The sequence below is a fragment of the Chitinimonas arctica genome, assembly GCF_007431345.1.
Classification (GTDB): Bacteria; Pseudomonadota; Gammaproteobacteria; order Burkholderiales; family Chitinimonadaceae; genus Chitinimonas; species Chitinimonas arctica.
The window spans coordinates 238,191-255,414 of record NZ_CP041730.1; the positions used below are offsets into that span (position 1 = coordinate 238,191).

Sequence of the window (17,224 nt, forward strand, 5' to 3'; positions counted from 1 at the left end):
ACAGCTCGGAGCTAGCCCATACGGTAGCGGCGCCAGAGTGTATCGACGATATTGCGGGCCGCGAGGCAGGCGGTGTGCAGTGCCGACAATTCGCGATAGCGCTCCGGCGTGACCGGCTGGCGCAGTTGCCTGGCCAGCTCTGCCTGCCGAACGGCGAGTTGCTTGATCAACCTGGCGTGATAGCTCCCGTGCTGATCGGCCTGCAGATTGGTTTCCAGTTCGGTGATGCGTGCCATACCCTACCCTCGCTTATAAATACCGGTACGTCCTTACCAGCCAAGCGGCAGGTAAACCACGCTATTGTTCGAAAGCAAGCCTATCCCCTTGTTGGAGAACGAAATGACTTCATAGCCATTGGGTAGGTAGCTACCGGCTTGCAGGCGGAGTCCGTTGGCCAATTCCAGATAGGGCGCGCCACGATTGCCGCCTATGCTTTGCGGCGGGGCGGGCAGGTATTGATTGATGTCCACGGCCGAAGGGATATTCTGGAATGCTGTCTTCAGCCTGAGGTGCGCCTGGCCATCGAACTGCCGCAAGGCCCGCTTCAAATGCGTTTCCGTCGCGGTATCGAGCGCCCCCGTGACCATCATGGTGTCGTTGAGCAAGGTGATGCTCACCCCCTCCCCCAGTCCCTGCTCCTTCAGCCATAAGGCCAGTTGCCGCACCGCGCCATCCACGTCATTGCGCACCTCCCAGGACCGTAGGCCGCTTACCCGCCGGAGATCCTGTAGTACGCCTTCCCAACGCTCGTCCGCGCGAATCGGGCCTTCGATCTTGATCGAATCCAGGCTGTCGCCGTCCCGGACCTCGACATCCCGATAGCCATGCAGCTGGATGATGTTGAGTGCATTGCGTATCAACTGGTCGCGGCATACGGTTTCGTTGCGGAACAGCGTGCCGCTCTGCCTCAGGGCCTGCAGCATCAGCTCCACCTGGACGGAGTCGGCACAAGGCCCGGAGATGGTCAGAACATGCTGCTGGTCCCATTTGAAGCGCAGGCTGCTTAACTCCGGGTTGCGCGGCGGCAACGCGGGCGTCGTCGTGGAATCCGCCGCGCGCGCCTGGGCCGACGGTGTGCCGTCCTGGTTAAGCAACAGATAGGAAAGCAGCAGTATGGCCGCGGTGACGCATACGATAGCCAGCGGTAGCCAGACTTGCCGCTTACCGTGCTTGCCACCCTGCCGGTTCATACGCACCGGCACCGTCAGATTGGCCAGTTCATCCTCGACCCGGCCAAAGACCATGGCCACGCCATCCAGATCGACCGCACGGCCGAGCGGCAGGGGCTGCGCGGTATCCCATACCTCGCCGTCCACCCAGCACGGCGCGGGCGTCGCTACGACGACCCCCTCTTCGTCGATCAGCAACTGTGCCATGCCGCCGCCTTCAAGCGGCACGACGATATCCGAATCGCTGTCGCCATCGCCGATATGTATCGTACCGGGTGGCAATTTCAGTTCGCGCCCGAGCAAGGGGCCATTCAATAGTCTCAGCTTGTACTGGAAGTTCATGAGCTCGTTTAGCCCTTATTGCTGACGGGCTCTGCTTTTATAAGGAACAGGCGGACAACGCGGTTGTTGGTTTTGGATCTGCTGCTGAATAACTTGCCGATAAGGGGAAGATCGCCCAAAAACGGAATCTTGCGCTCGCCCTCTATTTGCTCGTCCTGCACAAAGCCGCCAAGCAGCAAGCTTTGGCCCGCCTTGAGCGAGGCTTGGGTCGTGATTTCGGAGTTCAGTACCTGCGGTAGCGTCTCGGCATGGCTGGTGGGCTGGCCTTGCTTGCCGTCCTGGATATTCAGCATCAGCATCACCTGCTGCTGCCCCTCATCCTCGAACAGGCGCGGCGTTACCCGTAGCAGCGAGCCGGTGGCGATCGACTCCAGCTTGGCGACCTTTTCGCTGGTCACCTTGGTATAGAAAGTAATGTTGCGGTCCAGGATCGCCTGGACATTGTTGAGCGTGACCAGCGAAGGGCGAGACAGCACCTTTGCCTTGGAGTGCTGTTCCAGGGCGCTCAGGCGCATCATGAAATTGCCGGTATTGCTGATGACGGTCGAGAAGCCGCCGGTATCGGGCATGCCGGTATTGAATTCTATGCTTCCCTTACCCAGCTTGGCCGAGGCCGACCAATCCACGCCCAGCGCGGAGATATCGCCGGCATCGACATCGATGATGGCCACGGAGATTTCAATCAGCTTGGGTTTGAGATCCAGTTGCGGAATCAAGTCTTCATAGAGCTTGAGGTTCGCACTATGGTCGCGCACGATGACGGCGTTCTGCCTGGTGTCCGCGGAAAAATAGGCTTGCGCCCGATCGGCCGGCACCAAGGCCTCCTTGCTGCCGTCGGGGGCCAAGCCCCTGGACTGGACCATGTCGCGCAAGACCGAAACAACGCCGGGCACGACGACACGCTGCCCCCGGTAGGTATATTCACCATCGCTGGCCGTGGCGTACTTGAGCGGGAATACCCGTACCGTTTCCTTGTTCTTGTCCTGGTTCAAGGCCTGTTCGTCGAGGCGCTTCGTCAGGCGGTTGACCCGTTCGACGCAGATGGGCACACCGAATACTTCCAGCGCATTGGTCGATGGTAAGGCACGCACCCGGCAAAACCGGCTATCCAGGCGCCCATTCTGGCTCAACTCGGCCATGACCGTGCTGGCCGGCAAATAGACCGGCGTGACCAGATCGGTGCTGACTTCCTGCGCCTGATAGACATAGACGGCTTCACCGTCGTAGTACCACGCCAATCCATACAGGCGTGCGAGCCTATCCAATACCTCGTCGGGCCCAGGCTCGTTCAGCGTGCCGACAAAGACATTGTCGACCTTGCTGCTGACCACGACCGACAAGCCATAGTTCGAGCCCAGATCCTTGAGTAGGCTGGTAAGTTTGATACCCCGGGTGACCAGGCGATAAGGCTCGGTATTGTCGGACTGTAGAACCGGCGGCGCCGCATGCACCCATGCGTGCATCAGTAGGCCCAACACGCCCAGTGACCACCTCATGCCAGTCTTCCAACACCACCCACCACCGCGCGCTCTATTTTCCGCGCCGCATTATTGGCGAGAAAGTGCGCGACGGTCATCAACAGACCAAGATTGGCTTCCCATTCAACCGGCGTCATGGCGAGCGAATAGGTTCGATACAACCACACCTTGCCGCCGTCCAGGATCAGGCAGAATTCTTCCGTGTCGTCGCCGGCGCCCAGCAGCAGGCTGGTCTTGCGCAACCATGCGTCGCTCACATTATTGACATCGATCTGTACCGCAATGCCCGCACGCTCTTCCACTATCCATATCCACCCCGCCGCGCCGGCCACATCAAGAAGGAGACGCGCACCCGAGGTTCCGGTTACCCTTACCGAGGTCAGATTGCCCAACAGTTCCAATACATCCATTGCATCCTCATCAAAAACATGACAACGGGCTCATTGTTGGTCATTTAAACTACTGGACCCATCAGGTAATCACCTGAACCAACTCGGCCAAACAGGCTCTGAGAAGCACGTCGGTGTGTTATCCCGGGTGCATGGCCAGCGGCTGATCCGCCCTGCCCCCTTACGCGCCAACCCTGGTATACAAAGGCTTCCAGCGCGTTTCCGAGGGGTTTGCGATGAATCGCGGGAGGGCTTTGTCGGCTTGCGCTTGCCTAGGCAAGGAAGCTTTAGGTAGTTTCCCGTACAGCGCGCAAAGAATAGAATAAAATAATTCACTAATACTAAAACCGTAGCCGCCTCCGAACAGACCCATATGCAAATAAACCCGCAAGCGCGCGTCAACATCCTGATTGTCGAAGACCATGCCCTCCTGATCGAGGGCATTAAAAACCTGCTGGGCAATTTCCCTCAATACCATGTGGTGGGCGAGGTGGAAGATGGCCTGGATGTCTACCGCGCCTGCCAAACCCATCACCCCGACCTGGTCTTGCTCGATCTGGGACTGCCCGGCATGGATGGCATCGACATCATTCGCCAGTTGCGGAAGCGGTGGCCGGACCTGTTGATCGTCGTGATTACCGCCAACGCCGCCGAGCACAAGGCCAGCGACGCCTTGCAGGCCGGCGCGCAGGGCTATGTCCTGAAGAAGAGTTCACAGCAGATCCTGCTTGCCGCCCTGCAGACCGTCCTGCTTGGCAAGGAATTCATCGACCCGGCGCTGAACGAATCGCAGGTGCGCAAGCAAACCGACCACGGCGAAAACACCGTGCTCACCAGCCGGGAGCGGCAGGTGCTGAAGCTGATCGCCGAGGGCTGCCGCAACCGCGACGTCGCCGAGCATCTGTCCATCAGCCTGAAAACGGTGGAAACCCATCGACTGAATCTGATGCGCAAACTCGATGCGCATAATTCGACGGAGCTGGTGGGGTGGGCGCAGCGGATTGGCTTGATCGAGTAAGGATGGCTGGGCCAGGGCGGCGGCGCCCGTCGAAAACGGTGCGCAGCCGCGCTGTAATTCGCCCTCCTGCAGTCCAGGCACTTATGGCCGACGAGCAATTCGATGTTCAAAGTGCTCGGGCCGGCATCCGAGAAGCAACTGGGCAGCCAGGAGAGTAGGAAAGAAGCCAGCCCACTCGATGCCATCCCGCCCGAGGCGTCGGGCAAGTTATACCAATGAGTGTTTGGGAGTGACCCATTCGTCAAGCGGCTGGCGGCATGGGTCAACGTGCTTGGTTTGGCTGGCTTTGGTTCATGAAGCCCTCACCAATTTGCCGGAAAACATAGGTAGGACTATTGATTTAATAGAGGATTCGTTGACCCATTACCACTATCGATTGGCTGAAAAGCTTCGGTCACGTTGTCCTCCTGATCACTTGGTGAAGAAAGCCTATGCGTAACGCTCGGACCGGTGGGCGAGTCGTCCACCTTGAATGCATTGAGCCATACGGAATCGGGCAACGATTTCCTCGTGTCTTTTATGCTTCCATACCTACTGGCAACAGTAAGGCAATGCACACTTCCTGAACTGTCGGTGTAGAAAGTGATGGCAGAAAAGGAAACGCTGCGGAGCATATGGGATTTGTCTGTCTCATCGAATCCCTTAAACATAGAGGCGATTGCGTGCTTGATTTCCGCTGATGTGGGTCGTTTTTTTCCCAGCATCTTACTCACTTCGTTCAACATGAATCCCAGCAATTTCCCGGCATCGGCTACGTCGCCTGTTTGATTGGCGGTTTTTTTGGTATTAAGCGACACAACCGTCGCAATCGCCGGAGTTGCGTTATTCCCAGAGGCTGCGGCAGGACTACTGTTGTCGGTAGTATGGACAAAGAAAACATTGCTATCGGTATTAAGTTTTAAACGAAACGCACCATATACATTTTCCAATGTATTAGTACCACTCTCAAACGTGCGAGAATTAGCAGTCCCGTCCTTCCAAACTTTGTCATTCTTTCCTTTTGCAGAAATCATTGAGACTGCCGCATCCGCTATAGCGGCAGCTTCTTTATTTAATCCGGTATTAGGTTTCAAGTTATTAAATTTCTCTTTACTTGGCACTGATGCTGGTGATCCCACTTGTGGTTTGTAGTGATCGTGCGGTACGCCATTAGTCCTATTAGTATTTGTTGGAATATCCATGCCAAGCTGGGGCCGCTTTCTTGAACCGGAACAGAAAAGTGTCCGCACAAATGACAGGAAGCTGTCAATTACGCGATCAAAGAAACCATTTTTCTTATCAGCGTTTTGAGCGGCTTCGCTATGATTAATTTGATTACTCTCGCCATTACTTAATTGATTGACTTCGCCGTCCGCGTCCGAATCTTCCACCTCCTTGAAGGAAGTTTCGCTTAATTGATTGATTTCGTTGTCCGCGTCCAAATCTTCCACCTCCTCAATGGCCACCTCCTCGAAGGAAATTTTGCGCAAATCGGGTTCATGCGGCATAAGCTGATGGCTGTCAACGAAGAAGCTTGACGAGCGCAGAGCTTCGAGCGGCGGATCTCCATCTACCTCTAAAGTAGAGTCACTCTGTAAGGTATTGACTTTATTGACTGGCGCAATTTCTCCGACTAGCGTTCCGCCGAATGAACTCGATGAGGAGGGCGACTCAATGGGAGAGGTTTTCATTTTTTCAGTTCCTTTTGATTATCCGATAAAATTAATCTATCCGGCGACTTTGGCAGCAAAAAAGATTGCCACCTTATTAAGTAAAACCAAAATAATTAATAGTTTTTAGTTAAACAGGAAATACGATAGCGGGCTATTGTAAAACTTGCGGCACTTTATGTTTTGGCACTTTTGGCTTTAGAGACGCGCTACAAAAGCCTCTTTTAAGCACCACCCACTAGGTTTTTGGAGCATTTTGGCTGCAAAAGGCCGTCCCCACTCATCTCCGGATCACACTTGCCTTCAGCATTTTTTTGAGCCGGGAGCCACAATCAGGCCCGTGCCATAATGGATTTTTACAGAGCGCCCCTGAATGTATTCAACCATGACCAGAATTTCTCCATGAGCGAGTGATTGCCGGAGCCATCGGGACTCTCTGTGTCACCGCCTACAGCGACCGGGTTTAATATTTCACAGGTGGACAGTGAAGACGGGATTTTCGCCTGTGTGGCTTTTCCTCGCCAAAGGCGTATTTCGCAACCGGGGTCTGACAGCAGCTTCGAAATGTCGCAGGCTGATTTGTCAGGTGATTTTTCAAATTGGTACGGACCAGATTTTTTATCATAACAAGTTGGCGCCATGTACATCAGTGACGCAACTTTATGCAAAATGTTCATCACACTCATTTTGGTCTCCTTTCGCGTGCATCTCTCCGGTAAGATCGGCTATCCGGCGGCGCTGGCAACTGCCAATAGCACATGCAAAAAATAACCTATTTAAAATCTAATCGAATGATAAGGAAGCTGCTATTGTAAAATTTTTGAACTTCATGTTTTGACAATTTAAGTCATGACGCGATGTGTTCAGCCGCACCAGTACGGACGAAGTACGCCATTCAAGACTTGCGCTCACCACTCTCCAGCAAACTCACTTGAAAGGAACCAGGCACACCCCACGGAACAACACGCCGAGCGTGCCATCCAACGTAGGGTGAGCTTGGATCGCCTGGCTAGAAAGCATTCTCGATCAATATCGCAATATCGCGCACATCCAGCTCCGCAGGCCATACCCCGGTCTGCAAACGCGCCTCCAGCTCCTCCACCGCATCCCAGACCAGCTCGGCGCCGCCCTGCCCCGCGCTCCCTTTCAGTGCATGGAGCGCGTCCTTGAGCTGGTTTTCGTCCAGCACGGCCAATGCCCCGGCCACCCGTTCGAGCAAGCGGTACAGCTCATCCTTCAGGCGCATGCGCATGGAGTCGTCGTCCGAATCCAGCATGGACTTCTGCAAATGGGCGTTGGGTGTCAATTCGATGCCGCGGCTCAGTTGCGCGCTGACCGCGAAGTCCACTGCCCAGGCGATATGGTTGATCGACACCGGCTTGGCCAGGTATTCGTCCATGCCCGCCGAGCGTACCCGTTCGCGTTCCGCGGGCAGCGCATTGGCGGTCAAGGCGATAATGGGGCATAGATTGTCCAGCACTTCATAGCGTTCGTCGCGCCACCGCCGGGTGGCTTCCAAGCCATCCATATCGGCCATGCGCACGTCCATCAACACCAGGTCGAACACATGCTTGCGCCCTTGCGCCAGTGCCGCCTCGCCGCTCTCCGCCGTGATGACGTCGTGGCCCAGATGCCGGATCATCTTGCCCACGATATCGCGATTGGTCGGTACGTCGTCCACCAGCAGCACCTTCAGCAGCCAGGGAGATTGCTGGATCCTGGCCGAATCGCTGCCTTCCCCGGAGGGGTTCTGCAGCCGTTGCCATAGCCTGCCCGGCAGGAAGATCAATTCCATGGCGGCGAGCGGTCCGTCGTTGCCCACCACGGGTTCAAAGCCCCACTCGGCCAATTGCTCGTGCAATCCGATCGGCGCGGCCAGGGGGCCACTGAAAGGCAGTGGCTCAGCGCTGCTGCCGGAAAGCTGCAACTTGAGAACAAACCGGGCGCCGCCCTTGGCGCCGGTCTCCAGTTCCACGCTGCCGCCCATCAGCCCGGCCAGGCGGGTCGAAATCGCCAGGCCCAAGCCGCTGCCGTTGGTATGCGGACGAACTTGTTCGAAGGGTTTGAAAATTCTGGCCCGCTCCTCCATGGGAATACCCGGGCCGGAATCGTCCACCGCAATGCACAGCGTGTCGCCTTGTACCGAAACATGCAGCTGGACAAAACCGCGCTCGGTGAACTTGACCGAATTGCCCAGCAGATTGATCAGGATCTGTCGTACGCGAAGCGCGTCCAGCGGTACCGATAGCGGAACATCCTTCTCCACCAAGGTCTTGAGGGTCAGTCCTTTTTCCGCCGCGCGCAGGTGTACCGTCAGCATGGCTTCGTCCAGCAGCGGAAGGAGCTTCGTCGGCTCCACCGATAGCTCCATCTGCCCGGCTTCGATGCGGGAAAAATCCAATAGATTGTTGATGATGCCCAGCAGATAGCCCGAGCTTTTCAAGGCGGTATCGATCAGATCATGCTGGCTGGTCTGCCAAACGCTGTGCTGGAGCAGCCCCAACGCACCGACGATGCCATTGAGCGGCGTGCGGATATCGTGGCTGATGCTGGTGATGTGCTCGCTCTTGCGCTGATTGGCCAACTCGGCGATGTGCTTCGCTTCGTCCAGTTCCCGGGTCCGTTCGGCGACCTTTCGCTCCAGGGTCTCGTAGTGCGCCGAGATCGTATCCAGCAAACCATTGTATGCCTTGGCGATACGTCCCAACTCATCGCGCCGGCGCTGCGGCAAGCGCAATTGCAGGCTGCGCGGCCCGGTCAGATCGATAATGGCGGTGAAATCCTGCAGGGGCCGGGCCAGATCATGCCGAAAAATATAGAACATGGCCGTCAACAGGAAGATGCCAAGGCATAAGGTCATCGGCAACCAGGCCAGCATGGGCTCGAATACGGCCGCCCTGATTTGCCTCTCCGGATACAAGACCAGTGCTTCCCATGGCGCGCCCAGCAGGGGCTTGCAAATCACCAGGTAGTCGGCGGCGGTTTGCGAGGTCAGCTCCTTGCACGGTGGTGTCTGCCTGAATACCTCTTCCACCTCCGCTATCGGCAAGGGATTTTCCGGCACGGGGAGCAGGCGGCCGGAGTGTCTGTCGCGTACCAGCAGGGTGCCAATTGATTCGTTGAACTTGTTGGCGGTGGGCAGATCGATGATGCGCAGGCCGAATCCCGCCATCGCACCGGACTGCGGGTCGATAGCCGCAACGGAAACGCGCCAGCCATAGGCGGGATCGAAATAGGGATCGCTCCATTGGAAGCCATCGCGGATCGGCGCTTTGCGCAGTTGCTGTAGCTCTTGCTTGCGTCGGCCGAGATAGTTCGCATCCGACTCGAGCGGCGGAAACATGACCAGGCCCTCTTCGGGCAGCACCACGAAACTGTCGAGATAATCGGTGAATCCGCTGATGCCGAATTCCTGCAGAATCGCCACCGTGACCCGCACTTCCGGCGACTTGGCTTCAACACTGTCGTCATTGCCCAGGAATCGCGCCGTGTGAAAGGTAAAAAAATGCGGTGCCGGCTTATTGCTTACGGCGAGCGAAAGGTTTTTTGCATTGTGGTACTGCTCCCAGCGTTCAAGCAGCTTTCGCGCATTCTGCTCCGCCGATAGACCGCGATAGTTCTCCAGCTTTACGCGTAGCTGGGTCGCCCGCGTAATCTCCGCGGTCACTATCGTGCGCGATTCATGATAGATATATAGATCGGCAAGCCCTTCGTTGATGAACCAGAATGTCGCGGCCAGCGCTGCTATCTTCATCAATAGTTTAAGGGCGAGCGAACTACCCAGACGAGGAAATGTCATACCGCCACCCCAAACCGTACCAGCATAATTATATTGAAAAGGCGAAAAAGCCCATTATTTTACAACATACGCAATGTTAATTTCTTTCGAAAAAATACAAACCTTTCTATTTTCTGACATAAGACAGCCGGAATGGCTGCATGAGACGATGAATTCGACACCAATCACACCGCTTTACCTGTCCTCCCCCGCTGAACCATTCCCCGTCCACCGTATCGCCAAGCTTCCGCCGACATTCGCGCGAAAGCCGTTCATGGCGGCCCTGCTGGCAACAACGATGTTGCTGACGCAAGCACAAGCTGCCTTGGGTCCGGTCGAGACCGCGCTTGTAAAAACGGTGGGACAAAACTCCCAGGAACAGCTGGCCACGCTGGAAAAGCTGGTGAACATCAACAGCGGCAGTACCAATCCGGCCGGCGTTATCGCGGTAGGCGAAGTGCTCAAGCCCGAATTCGAGGCGCTGGGCTTCGAAGTCAAATGGCACGCCCTTCCCGCCGAAATGCGCCATGCCGGCAGCTTGGTCGCCACCCGCCCAGATGGATCAGGTAAGAAAATACTCTTGATCGGCCATCTGGATACAGTGTTTTCTCCCGCAAGTCGGTTTCAGCGATTTATCCGAAGTGGCGACAAGGCGTCCGGCCCCGGCGTAATCGACGATAAGGGGGGTGTTGTCACGCTTCTCCATGCCCTGAAGGCATTGCATGCGGAAGGCTTGCTCAAGCGCAGCAATATTGTCGTGGTCTTGACCGGCGATGAGGAGCAGTCCGCCAAGCCAACCAGCATTTCGCGCAAGGCCTTGATGGATGCCGCCGAAGGTGCCGAAGTCGCGTTGGAGTTTGAATTCTCCCTGGCCGATGACTCGGCGGTGGTGGCGCGGCGGGGCATAGGAGAATGGCTGCTGCGTTCCAGCGGAACCAGCGCCCATTCATCGACCATCTTTTCGCCCAAGGTAGGCGTGGGCGCGGTGTTCGAGTTGGCCCATATGCTCGATACCATGCGAACGCAGCTTGCCGATATTCCAGGCCTGACCTTCAATCCCGGCCTGATCATGGGCGGAAGTGAACTGGAAGAGGATGCGGAGAATGGTCGCGGCACCGTCACGGGCCGCAAAACCGTTGTTGCGCAGACAGCCCTTGCCCACGGTGATCTTCGCTTTATCGACGGTGCACAGATGGCGTCCACGCAAGCACGCATGCGCGGCATCGTCGCCAATAGCCTGGCGGGCGCGCATAGCACCATCGAGTTCAAGGATGGTATCCCCGCCATGGCCGATACCGCGGCAAACCGCGCGCTTTTGCAGCAGTATCATGAAGTAAGTGAGGCGCTTGGCTATGGTCCTGTCCGCGCCGTTCCCCCGACCGCGCGCGGTGCGGCGGATATTTCGTTCGTGGCGGACAAGATCAAGGCCAATTTGGCCGGTTTAGGCCCGGCGGGCACCGGCGCGCATACGGAATCGGAAACAATTTGGCTGGATTCTCTGCCGAAGGCCACCTCGCGTGCGGCGATTTTGATTTACCGTCTCTTACAGGACTGAGGACGGGTGGATAGGTATGCCGTGGATTCCAAGCCGTCATTGGCGGCCAGGAATCCACGCGCCGGCAGCTTACAAACCCAGCTTTTCGATACGCACCATCAGCTTTTCTCCCACTTTCACGAGCGAGCCGCTACCAATGGTCTTGCCATTTATCTTCAGCCTGATATCGCGATTATGTCGAATATTGGCATCCAGCAACTGACCTTCGTGCAATGAGGCCAAGCTACTCAAGGGAAGTTCGATACGGCCTGCTTCGGCAACGACAGTCATGACAATATCGTTCACGCCGGTAAACGGCTCCGGTTCGCACTCACCGAGTGTCTTTTCTATCTCGGCGATATTCAGCCAATCGTCAAAATCGTCCATTAGTTCCTCTACAGTCGCCAAGCTATCGTCTTCGGCGCACGATATACGTGCCAGGGGTTTACGCTCGAACAAATACCATTCACCCTCGTCGATCCGCGCGGACGTATCCAGTACCAGGCCATCGCCAATCCGCAAAGAGCGTAAATTGTTCAAGGTCATACGCGTCCAACCGGCAGCCACACACACCGGCGCCGTCATCTCGCAGGCCTGCATTTCGAAGGGCGCTTGCTGTTCGGCAATGCACTTTAGCCAATCCAGGGGCCAATCCAGCAGACTCAAACAGAGCTGCCCTCTATCACCCTCGATGGTCAGTACCCACCCCTCCTCCGCGTCACCCTCCCCGCGCGCAATGCTGTCCCCCAGTATTTGCTCGAAACCCAAGGAGGTCAGCCAGGCATCCAATGGCGCCAAGCTCCAGGTGCAAAGCAAAGGAAATAGCTCAGGTGGAATCCTGTCGGCGCTCGGTACGGGAAGCATCGGCTCGATCCAACGGCAGTACTCATGCTCGGCTACCCAAGCGCTCAGCGCCCGGTCGCCCATCCGGAAATTCAAGACCAGGCCGTTGCCACCGGATTTTTTATACTCCAAGGTAATGCGATCGCCGCTGGCGGTATCGATGGTCCGACCAGAAGATACCAAGAGCAAAAGCGATTCAAGTTCATCGTATACATCAGCAAGGCTCATGCAGGACCTTTAGCGAAAGCGGGTAATCGAACAAATCCTGCAGGCTCGCTTCCAGGCTTGCCAGTTTTCCGGTCAATTTATCGTGATGGCGCTTATCGGAAGTACTGAGTTTCAAGGTCAGTGCACCGGCGACCAAGGAAACGTGCAATTCGATTCCGGGTAAGGGGCCGCTTAATAGCCGAAGATGAAGCACACTGCCCGCTCCGTCCAGCGTGGAACTGGCTGTGAGCAGCGGCATCTGGGCTGGCTGTGACTGCTTGCTTGCCTGGGGCGCCCCTCGAAGCCGCTGTTCAGTTTCAAGCGATAGCGGGGTGGACATTGCTTGCCAAGGGCTGGCTTGTCCGCTTGGCGGTGCGGTAACGGCATCTTGCAGATCGAGAAGTTTTTTGAATCGCCTCTTGCTCTCTTCGTCAGGTTCCTGCCGCCCGCTTGTTCGACCAGCGCGTAGCGGCTTGGTACCTTCAAGAGGAAATGTGCTCATCGCTCTGCTCCAGTAAATACAGCAACTTCTCCTGTTCAAGGAGATTTTTTCTTAACAGGCTTAACTGCTCGGCCTTGGCGACCTTTAATCGGCCAGCTTCCGCATGGAGCGCTTCAATACGATCGCCAATTACCCGATCGCGCTGGTAGCACATGGCAAGCTCGCCTTTAATGGTCTGGAATTGGGTTTGCGTCACCACACCCTGCGCGGCGCTGCCCGAATTCCATTCTTCCCATAGTTGCAAGCGCTCCTGGACCAAGCGGGCCTCTTCTTCTTCCAATGCGGCTTCTTGCCTGGCAATCATGGTCAAGGCCGAACGCATACCTTGTTCACGGCGACGTTTTACATAGAGCAACTGATTTAGCATGGCCCCTCCGCTACATTCCAAAGCATGCGCACGGTATCTTCAAGACTGCTTTTCTCGTCGACACCCTGCCGAAGGAAAGCGCCGATGGCATCGCGTCTCGCCAGAGCCTCATCTGCTTCCGCGTCTTGACCCTTTTGGTACTCACCCACACGGACCAGCAGTTCAATTTCTTTATAACGCGCCATCATCCGGCGAACCTTACCGGCCAATTCCCGCTGTTTCGCCGGCACAATCTGGTTCATGATCCGGCTGATGCTGGCGCCGACATCGATGGCTGGATAATGATTACTTTCGGCCAATTTCCGCGACAAGATAATATGCCCATCCAGAATGGACCGGACTTCATCCGCAACCGGTTCATTCATATTGTCGCCCTCGACCAGGACGGTATAGATGCCCGTAATACTGCCGGTCACCGCAGGGCCGGCGCGCTCCAATAAGCGCGGCAATTGTGCAAACAGGCTGGGGGGGAAACTCCCTGCCGCGGGCTTTTCCCCGGAGGCCAGGCCAATTTCCCGCACGGCACGGGCAAATCGCGTCAGCGAATCGACCATCAGTAATACGCTCTTGCCCTGGTCGCGGAAGTATTCGGCGATGGTGGTGGCGGTATAGGCGGCTTTCAATCGTTCCAGCGCGGGTCGGTCCGACGTCGAAACAACCACCACGGTTCTGGCCCGTGCTTCCGGGGTCAGCGCGTGCTCCAGGAACTCGCGCACCTCGCGGCCCCGCTCGCCAACCAGGGCAAGGACAATCACGTCGGCATGGCTACCGTCGCAGATCATGCTCAGCAGCGTGCTCTTACCACCGCCAGCCGCCGCAAAAATACCGATACGCTGCCCCCTGCCGCAAGTCAACAGCCCATCGATCACCTTGACCCCCAGCGGCAACGGCGTATCGATGATAGGCCGGGTCAGGGGATCGGGCGCCCGCCGATCCAGCGTGCGGTATTCCGTCCGGGAATCATCCCGCGCCGGCAGCTCGGTCAGGGGATTGCCCAAGCCATCCAACACACTGCCCACCAGAAAATCCCCTACCGCAATGCGATGGCGGTAGCCCAAAGGCCGGACCAATTCTCCGCGCCCTATACCCACCGGTTCCGCAAAGGGTGACAGCAGCGCAATCGGTCCCTCGATCGATACCACTTCGGCATCGATACCCCGCCCCTCCAGCCGGCAAAGCTCGCCCAAGCTCACACCGGGTAGCGAGGCACGCAAGATCGTCGGACCGACGTCGATGATTCGCCCCAAAAGCCGGACACTCTCGTCATCGCCACGACCCGCTGTCTGGCCACTCAGTTTATTGGACAGGGGTAGGCTTATCCGTCCTTCCTCAGGCAGGCGCATACTCACCCCCGCCGATCAGGTCGATATTGCCTAGCACCCTCAGCTCCGCTTCATCCCCCAGTTCCTGGAAGGACAGGACAGGGGTGGCAAACATCTCGCGTTCGATGATCTTGCGCAGAAAACGACGGACATCGATCGCGGTCAGCAAGACCGTGTGCTTATTGTCGCTATCCTCGCCCAAGGATTTGCGGATGCGGCCGAGGATCTCCTGGTTCTGTTGATGGTCCAGGGCCGAATAGGCGCCGGCGGCGGTTTGGCGGATGGAATCGCGAATCAGGTTTTCGATATGGTCGCCAATGGTGAAAGCCGAGATCCACTCTCTGCCGCGGCGATGACGGCTGATGATATGGCGCCGTAAACCCAGGCGTGCGTATTCTGTCAGCATGATGGGATCCTTCTCGCTGGGAGCCCATTCGATCAGCGCTTCGAAAATGGCACGGAGATCGCGAACCGATATGCCCTCCTCGACCAGCCGTTGCAATACTTCCGCAACCCTGCCGATAGGCAGCTGCCTTTGCAGTTCCTTGACCAGCTCGCCGTAGCGCCCTTCCATGGCATCCATCAGAAAGCGTGTTTCCTGCACGCCGATGAATTCCGAAGCGTAGCGGTCCACGGTCAGGGACATGCAATGCACCAGACGCTCCTCGCCCTGATAGTATTTGATGCCGACGCTGGCCAGGCTTTGTGCGGCCGTTACATCCATCCACTGCAAGACCATCCCACCGAACGGCAATTTGTCGAGGCGTTTCACGTCCGGCATCGTTGTCGATGCCACATCCAGCAACAGCCAATTGGGAGGCGCTTCCATGCGCAGGATCCGTTCCTGATAGAGCTGGATCTCGAAGTGACCGGCTTCCATGGCAGGATCGACATGTAATCGGATTTCCGGCAAAGGGACGCCCAGATTGTCGAACTTCTCGCTACGCAAGCGTTCGATGGCCTTCTGCAGCAAGTCGGATTTCAAGTCGGTCGCCACATGCAGGGCCAACGGTTGCGCGCCCGGCGACATCTGCCCTTCCGCGCCTTCGCCATGTTCACCCACCGGGGATCCATCGGCCGACTGGCCTCTGGCCTTGCGGCGCTTGACCCCCACCCAGCCCGCTGCGAACACCATGACGGCCAGGGGGAGGAAAACCACCGCCGGGAAACCCGGAATGATGGCAAAAATAACCAGAACACCGCCGGAAATCATCAGGGATTGAGGCTGGCGGCCGATCTGCTCCGACAGGTCCTTGGCCAGGTTCTGCCGCTGCTCGCCCGGCACGCGGGTGACGATGATCCCCGCGGCGATCGAAATCAGCAGGGCGGGAATCTGCGCGATCAGGCCATCGCCGACGGACAGCACGGCGTAAGTGGTAGCCGCTTCGCCCGCGCTCATGCCATGCTGGAAAACGCCGACGATCACACCGCCGAGAATGTTGACCAGGATGACGATGATCGCCGCGATGGCATCGCCCTTCACGAACTTCATCGCGCCATCCATTGCGCCATAAAGCTGGCTTTCCTTCTGTACCAGGGCCCGGAGCCGCTTGGCCTCGACCGCGTCGATCACACCCGCCCGCATATCGCCATCGATACTCATCTGCTTGCCCGGCATGCCGTCCAGCGAGAAGCGCGCCCCCACTTCGGCCACCCGTTCGGAGCCCTTGGTAATGACGATGAATTGCACGATGGTGATGATGGTGAATACGATCAGCCCGACCGCCAGGTTTCCGCCCACCGCAAAGCTGCCGAAGGCATAGACGATCTCGCCGGCATCGTGCTGCAGCAGGATCAGGCGGCTGGTACTGATGGTGAGTGCCAGGCGATATAAGGTCGTTATCAGCAATAAGGATGGAAAGACGGAAAGTTCCAGCGGGTCGCGAAGATAGATGGCAACCATCAGCAACACGATTGAAAATGTCAAATTGATGGCAATCAGCACGTCCACCAATGGCGTTGGCAGCGGCACGATCATCATAAACACGGCCACCAGCAACATAACCGCCAGCACTACATCTTGCCGGCCTGCTGCGATGATCAGCCAATCACGTATTCGCTTCACGATTCCGACACCACATTTTGAAGTAATTTACATTGGATACGATAAAGCCGGAGCCAGCGGGATTCATCCATTCCCTCGGGCAAATGGCAGGACAGCACCAGCCAATTCGATATCAGAAACGCCCGCATCGGCACGCCCATGGTGCGCTCCGGTATACATAGCATCAGTGCCTGCCTGAGTTGGGCCATGCTTCCTACGGGCGACACGGAGATCGCCACCGACAGGGAAATACGCCTATTCCTCACCTCGACGAATAATCTGAAGGGAGGTAGCCAGAACTCCATTTTTGTTTCGATGCGAACATTGGGAAAGCCCATCAAAACGAAAAACCGTTCGAGCTGCCGTTCGATTTGTAGATCCATGCGCACTCTTTGTTTGCAAGCTTTAGTGGCAAATGATGGCAATTTCCGAAGAAATTACGTATCAGGTGAACACCTGAAGCGCGAGTGCATAAGCCAGGTTCTCGCGGACTAAACGCAAGTCGCCGACAAGCGGTATTATTTTCGCTAAAAGCCGTAGTTCGCTTTGGATTCAAATAGATTTGGCGCAGGCAAGCATGAA

15 protein-coding genes are annotated in these 17,224 nt (G+C 56.9%); 2 read left to right on the top strand and 13 right to left on the bottom strand.

What is annotated here, in order from left to right; genetic code table 11:
* Window positions 1-11: 11 nt before the first annotated feature.
* From FNU76_RS01085 to FNU76_RS01100, 4 genes are read right to left on the bottom strand one after another with little or no spacing between them, the layout of a single operon-like run.
* Window positions 12-236: an EscE/YscE/SsaE family type III secretion system needle protein co-chaperone gene (locus tag FNU76_RS01085; protein WP_143855979.1), complete on the bottom strand. Its 225-nt coding sequence runs from the start codon at window positions 234-236 to the stop codon at window positions 12-14.
* A 33-nt stretch (window positions 237-269) separates the two neighbouring features.
* On the bottom strand, window positions 270-1,511 hold the full coding sequence (gene sctD / locus FNU76_RS01090) for a type III secretion system inner membrane ring subunit SctD (RefSeq protein WP_143855980.1): 1,242 nt from the start codon (window positions 1,509-1,511) through the stop codon (window positions 270-272).
* 8 nt (window positions 1,512-1,519) lie between these two features.
* Entirely contained in the window at window positions 1,520-3,007 is a 1,488-nt protein-coding gene (locus FNU76_RS01095; protein WP_143855981.1) for an EscC/YscC/HrcC family type III secretion system outer membrane ring protein, read from the bottom strand.
* A complete protein-coding gene (locus FNU76_RS01100; protein WP_143855982.1) occupies window positions 3,004-3,399 on the bottom strand; it encodes a hypothetical protein in 396 nt (131 codons plus the stop codon). The genes FNU76_RS01095 and FNU76_RS01100 overlap by 4 nt, the downstream gene beginning before the upstream one ends.
* Before the next feature lie 352 nt (window positions 3,400-3,751).
* Here FNU76_RS01100 and FNU76_RS01105 point away from each other — a divergent pair, with 352 nt between their 5' ends.
* Window positions 3,752-4,396 (top strand): two component system response regulator, encoded by a 645-nt coding sequence (locus FNU76_RS01105; RefSeq protein ID WP_143855983.1) that lies wholly within the window; start codon window positions 3,752-3,754, stop codon window positions 4,394-4,396.
* A 332-nt stretch (window positions 4,397-4,728) separates the two neighbouring features.
* Here FNU76_RS01105 and FNU76_RS01110 read toward each other — a convergent pair whose 3' ends face one another.
* The 3 genes from FNU76_RS01110 to FNU76_RS01120 form a co-directional block, all read right to left on the bottom strand.
* Window positions 4,729-6,066, bottom strand: a complete 1,338-nt coding sequence (locus FNU76_RS01110) for a hypothetical protein (RefSeq protein ID WP_143855984.1) — start codon at window positions 6,064-6,066, stop codon at window positions 4,729-4,731.
* A gap of 335 nt (window positions 6,067-6,401) precedes the next feature.
* Window positions 6,402-6,731 carry a hypothetical protein gene (locus FNU76_RS01115; protein WP_143855985.1) on the bottom strand — a complete coding sequence of 110 codons (330 nt, stop codon included), beginning with the start codon at window positions 6,729-6,731 and terminating at the stop codon, window positions 6,402-6,404.
* A gap of 323 nt (window positions 6,732-7,054) precedes the next feature.
* On the bottom strand, window positions 7,055-9,844 hold the full coding sequence (locus FNU76_RS01120) for a two component system sensor kinase (protein WP_143855986.1): 2,790 nt from the start codon (window positions 9,842-9,844) through the stop codon (window positions 7,055-7,057).
* A gap of 148 nt (window positions 9,845-9,992) precedes the next feature.
* On the opposite strand from FNU76_RS01120, the gene FNU76_RS01125 reads away from it, so the two are divergent.
* Complete coding sequence (locus FNU76_RS01125) at window positions 9,993-11,378, top strand: M20/M25/M40 family metallo-hydrolase (RefSeq protein WP_223879179.1); 1,386 nt, start codon at window positions 9,993-9,995, stop codon at window positions 11,376-11,378.
* A gap of 69 nt (window positions 11,379-11,447) precedes the next feature.
* Here the strand turns inward: FNU76_RS01125 and sctQ are convergent, their stop codons facing one another.
* The 6 genes from sctQ to FNU76_RS01155 are packed head-to-tail and all read right to left on the bottom strand — an operon-like array spanning window position 11,448 to window position 17,025.
* Window positions 11,448-12,428, bottom strand: coding sequence for a type III secretion system cytoplasmic ring protein SctQ (gene sctQ / locus FNU76_RS01130; protein WP_143855988.1), 981 nt, complete (start codon window positions 12,426-12,428; stop codon window positions 11,448-11,450).
* Window positions 12,415-12,909: a hypothetical protein gene (locus FNU76_RS01135; RefSeq protein WP_143855989.1), complete on the bottom strand. Its 495-nt coding sequence runs from the start codon at window positions 12,907-12,909 to the stop codon at window positions 12,415-12,417. The genes sctQ and FNU76_RS01135 overlap by 14 nt, the downstream gene beginning before the upstream one ends.
* Window positions 12,890-13,276 carry a hypothetical protein gene (locus FNU76_RS01140; RefSeq protein WP_143855990.1) on the bottom strand — a complete coding sequence of 129 codons (387 nt, stop codon included), beginning with the start codon at window positions 13,274-13,276 and terminating at the stop codon, window positions 12,890-12,892. Before FNU76_RS01140 ends, FNU76_RS01135 begins: the two co-directional genes overlap by 20 nt.
* Window positions 13,270-14,619, bottom strand: a complete 1,350-nt coding sequence (locus FNU76_RS01145; protein ID WP_143855991.1) for an EscN/YscN/HrcN family type III secretion system ATPase — start codon at window positions 14,617-14,619, stop codon at window positions 13,270-13,272. Before FNU76_RS01145 ends, FNU76_RS01140 begins: the two co-directional genes overlap by 7 nt.
* A complete protein-coding gene (locus FNU76_RS01150; RefSeq protein WP_223879180.1) occupies window positions 14,606-16,663 on the bottom strand; it encodes an EscV/YscV/HrcV family type III secretion system export apparatus protein in 2,058 nt (685 codons plus the stop codon). Before FNU76_RS01150 ends, FNU76_RS01145 begins: the two co-directional genes overlap by 14 nt.
* A complete protein-coding gene (locus tag FNU76_RS01155; RefSeq protein WP_143855993.1) occupies window positions 16,660-17,025 on the bottom strand; it encodes a hypothetical protein in 366 nt (121 codons plus the stop codon). The genes FNU76_RS01150 and FNU76_RS01155 overlap by 4 nt, the downstream gene beginning before the upstream one ends.
* Window positions 17,026-17,224: the final 199 nt, after the last annotated feature.

Bases quoted from the DNA above. Each gene is read 5' to 3' on its own strand.
- FNU76_RS01105 (WP_143855983.1), top strand. From the start codon at position 3,752: ATGCAAATAAACCCGCAAGCGCGCGTCAACATCCTGATTGTCGAAGAC.
- FNU76_RS01155 (WP_143855993.1), bottom strand. From the start codon at position 17,025: ATGGATCTACAAATCGAACGGCAGCTCGAACGGTTTTTCGTTTTGATG.
- FNU76_RS01140 (WP_143855990.1), bottom strand. From the start codon at position 13,276: ATGCTAAATCAGTTGCTCTATGTAAAACGTCGCCGTGAACAAGGTATG.
- FNU76_RS01085 (WP_143855979.1), bottom strand. From the start codon at position 236: ATGGCACGCATCACCGAACTGGAAACCAATCTGCAGGCCGATCAGCAC.
- sctD (WP_143855980.1), bottom strand. From the start codon at position 1,511: ATGAACTTCCAGTACAAGCTGAGACTATTGAATGGCCCCTTGCTCGGG.
- sctQ (WP_143855988.1), bottom strand. From the start codon at position 12,428: ATGAGCCTTGCTGATGTATACGATGAACTTGAATCGCTTTTGCTCTTG.
- FNU76_RS01120 (WP_143855986.1), bottom strand. From the start codon at position 9,844: ATGACATTTCCTCGTCTGGGTAGTTCGCTCGCCCTTAAACTATTGATG.
- FNU76_RS01125 (WP_223879179.1), top strand. From the start codon at position 9,993: ATGAATTCGACACCAATCACACCGCTTTACCTGTCCTCCCCCGCTGAA.
- FNU76_RS01110 (WP_143855984.1), bottom strand. From the start codon at position 6,066: ATGAAAACCTCTCCCATTGAGTCGCCCTCCTCATCGAGTTCATTCGGC.
- FNU76_RS01135 (WP_143855989.1), bottom strand. From the start codon at position 12,909: ATGAGCACATTTCCTCTTGAAGGTACCAAGCCGCTACGCGCTGGTCGA.
- FNU76_RS01115 (WP_143855985.1), bottom strand. From the start codon at position 6,731: ATGAGTGTGATGAACATTTTGCATAAAGTTGCGTCACTGATGTACATG.
- FNU76_RS01095 (WP_143855981.1), bottom strand. From the start codon at position 3,007: ATGAGGTGGTCACTGGGCGTGTTGGGCCTACTGATGCACGCATGGGTG.
- FNU76_RS01145 (WP_143855991.1), bottom strand. From the start codon at position 14,619: ATGCGCCTGCCTGAGGAAGGACGGATAAGCCTACCCCTGTCCAATAAA.
- FNU76_RS01100 (WP_143855982.1), bottom strand. From the start codon at position 3,399: ATGGATGTATTGGAACTGTTGGGCAATCTGACCTCGGTAAGGGTAACC.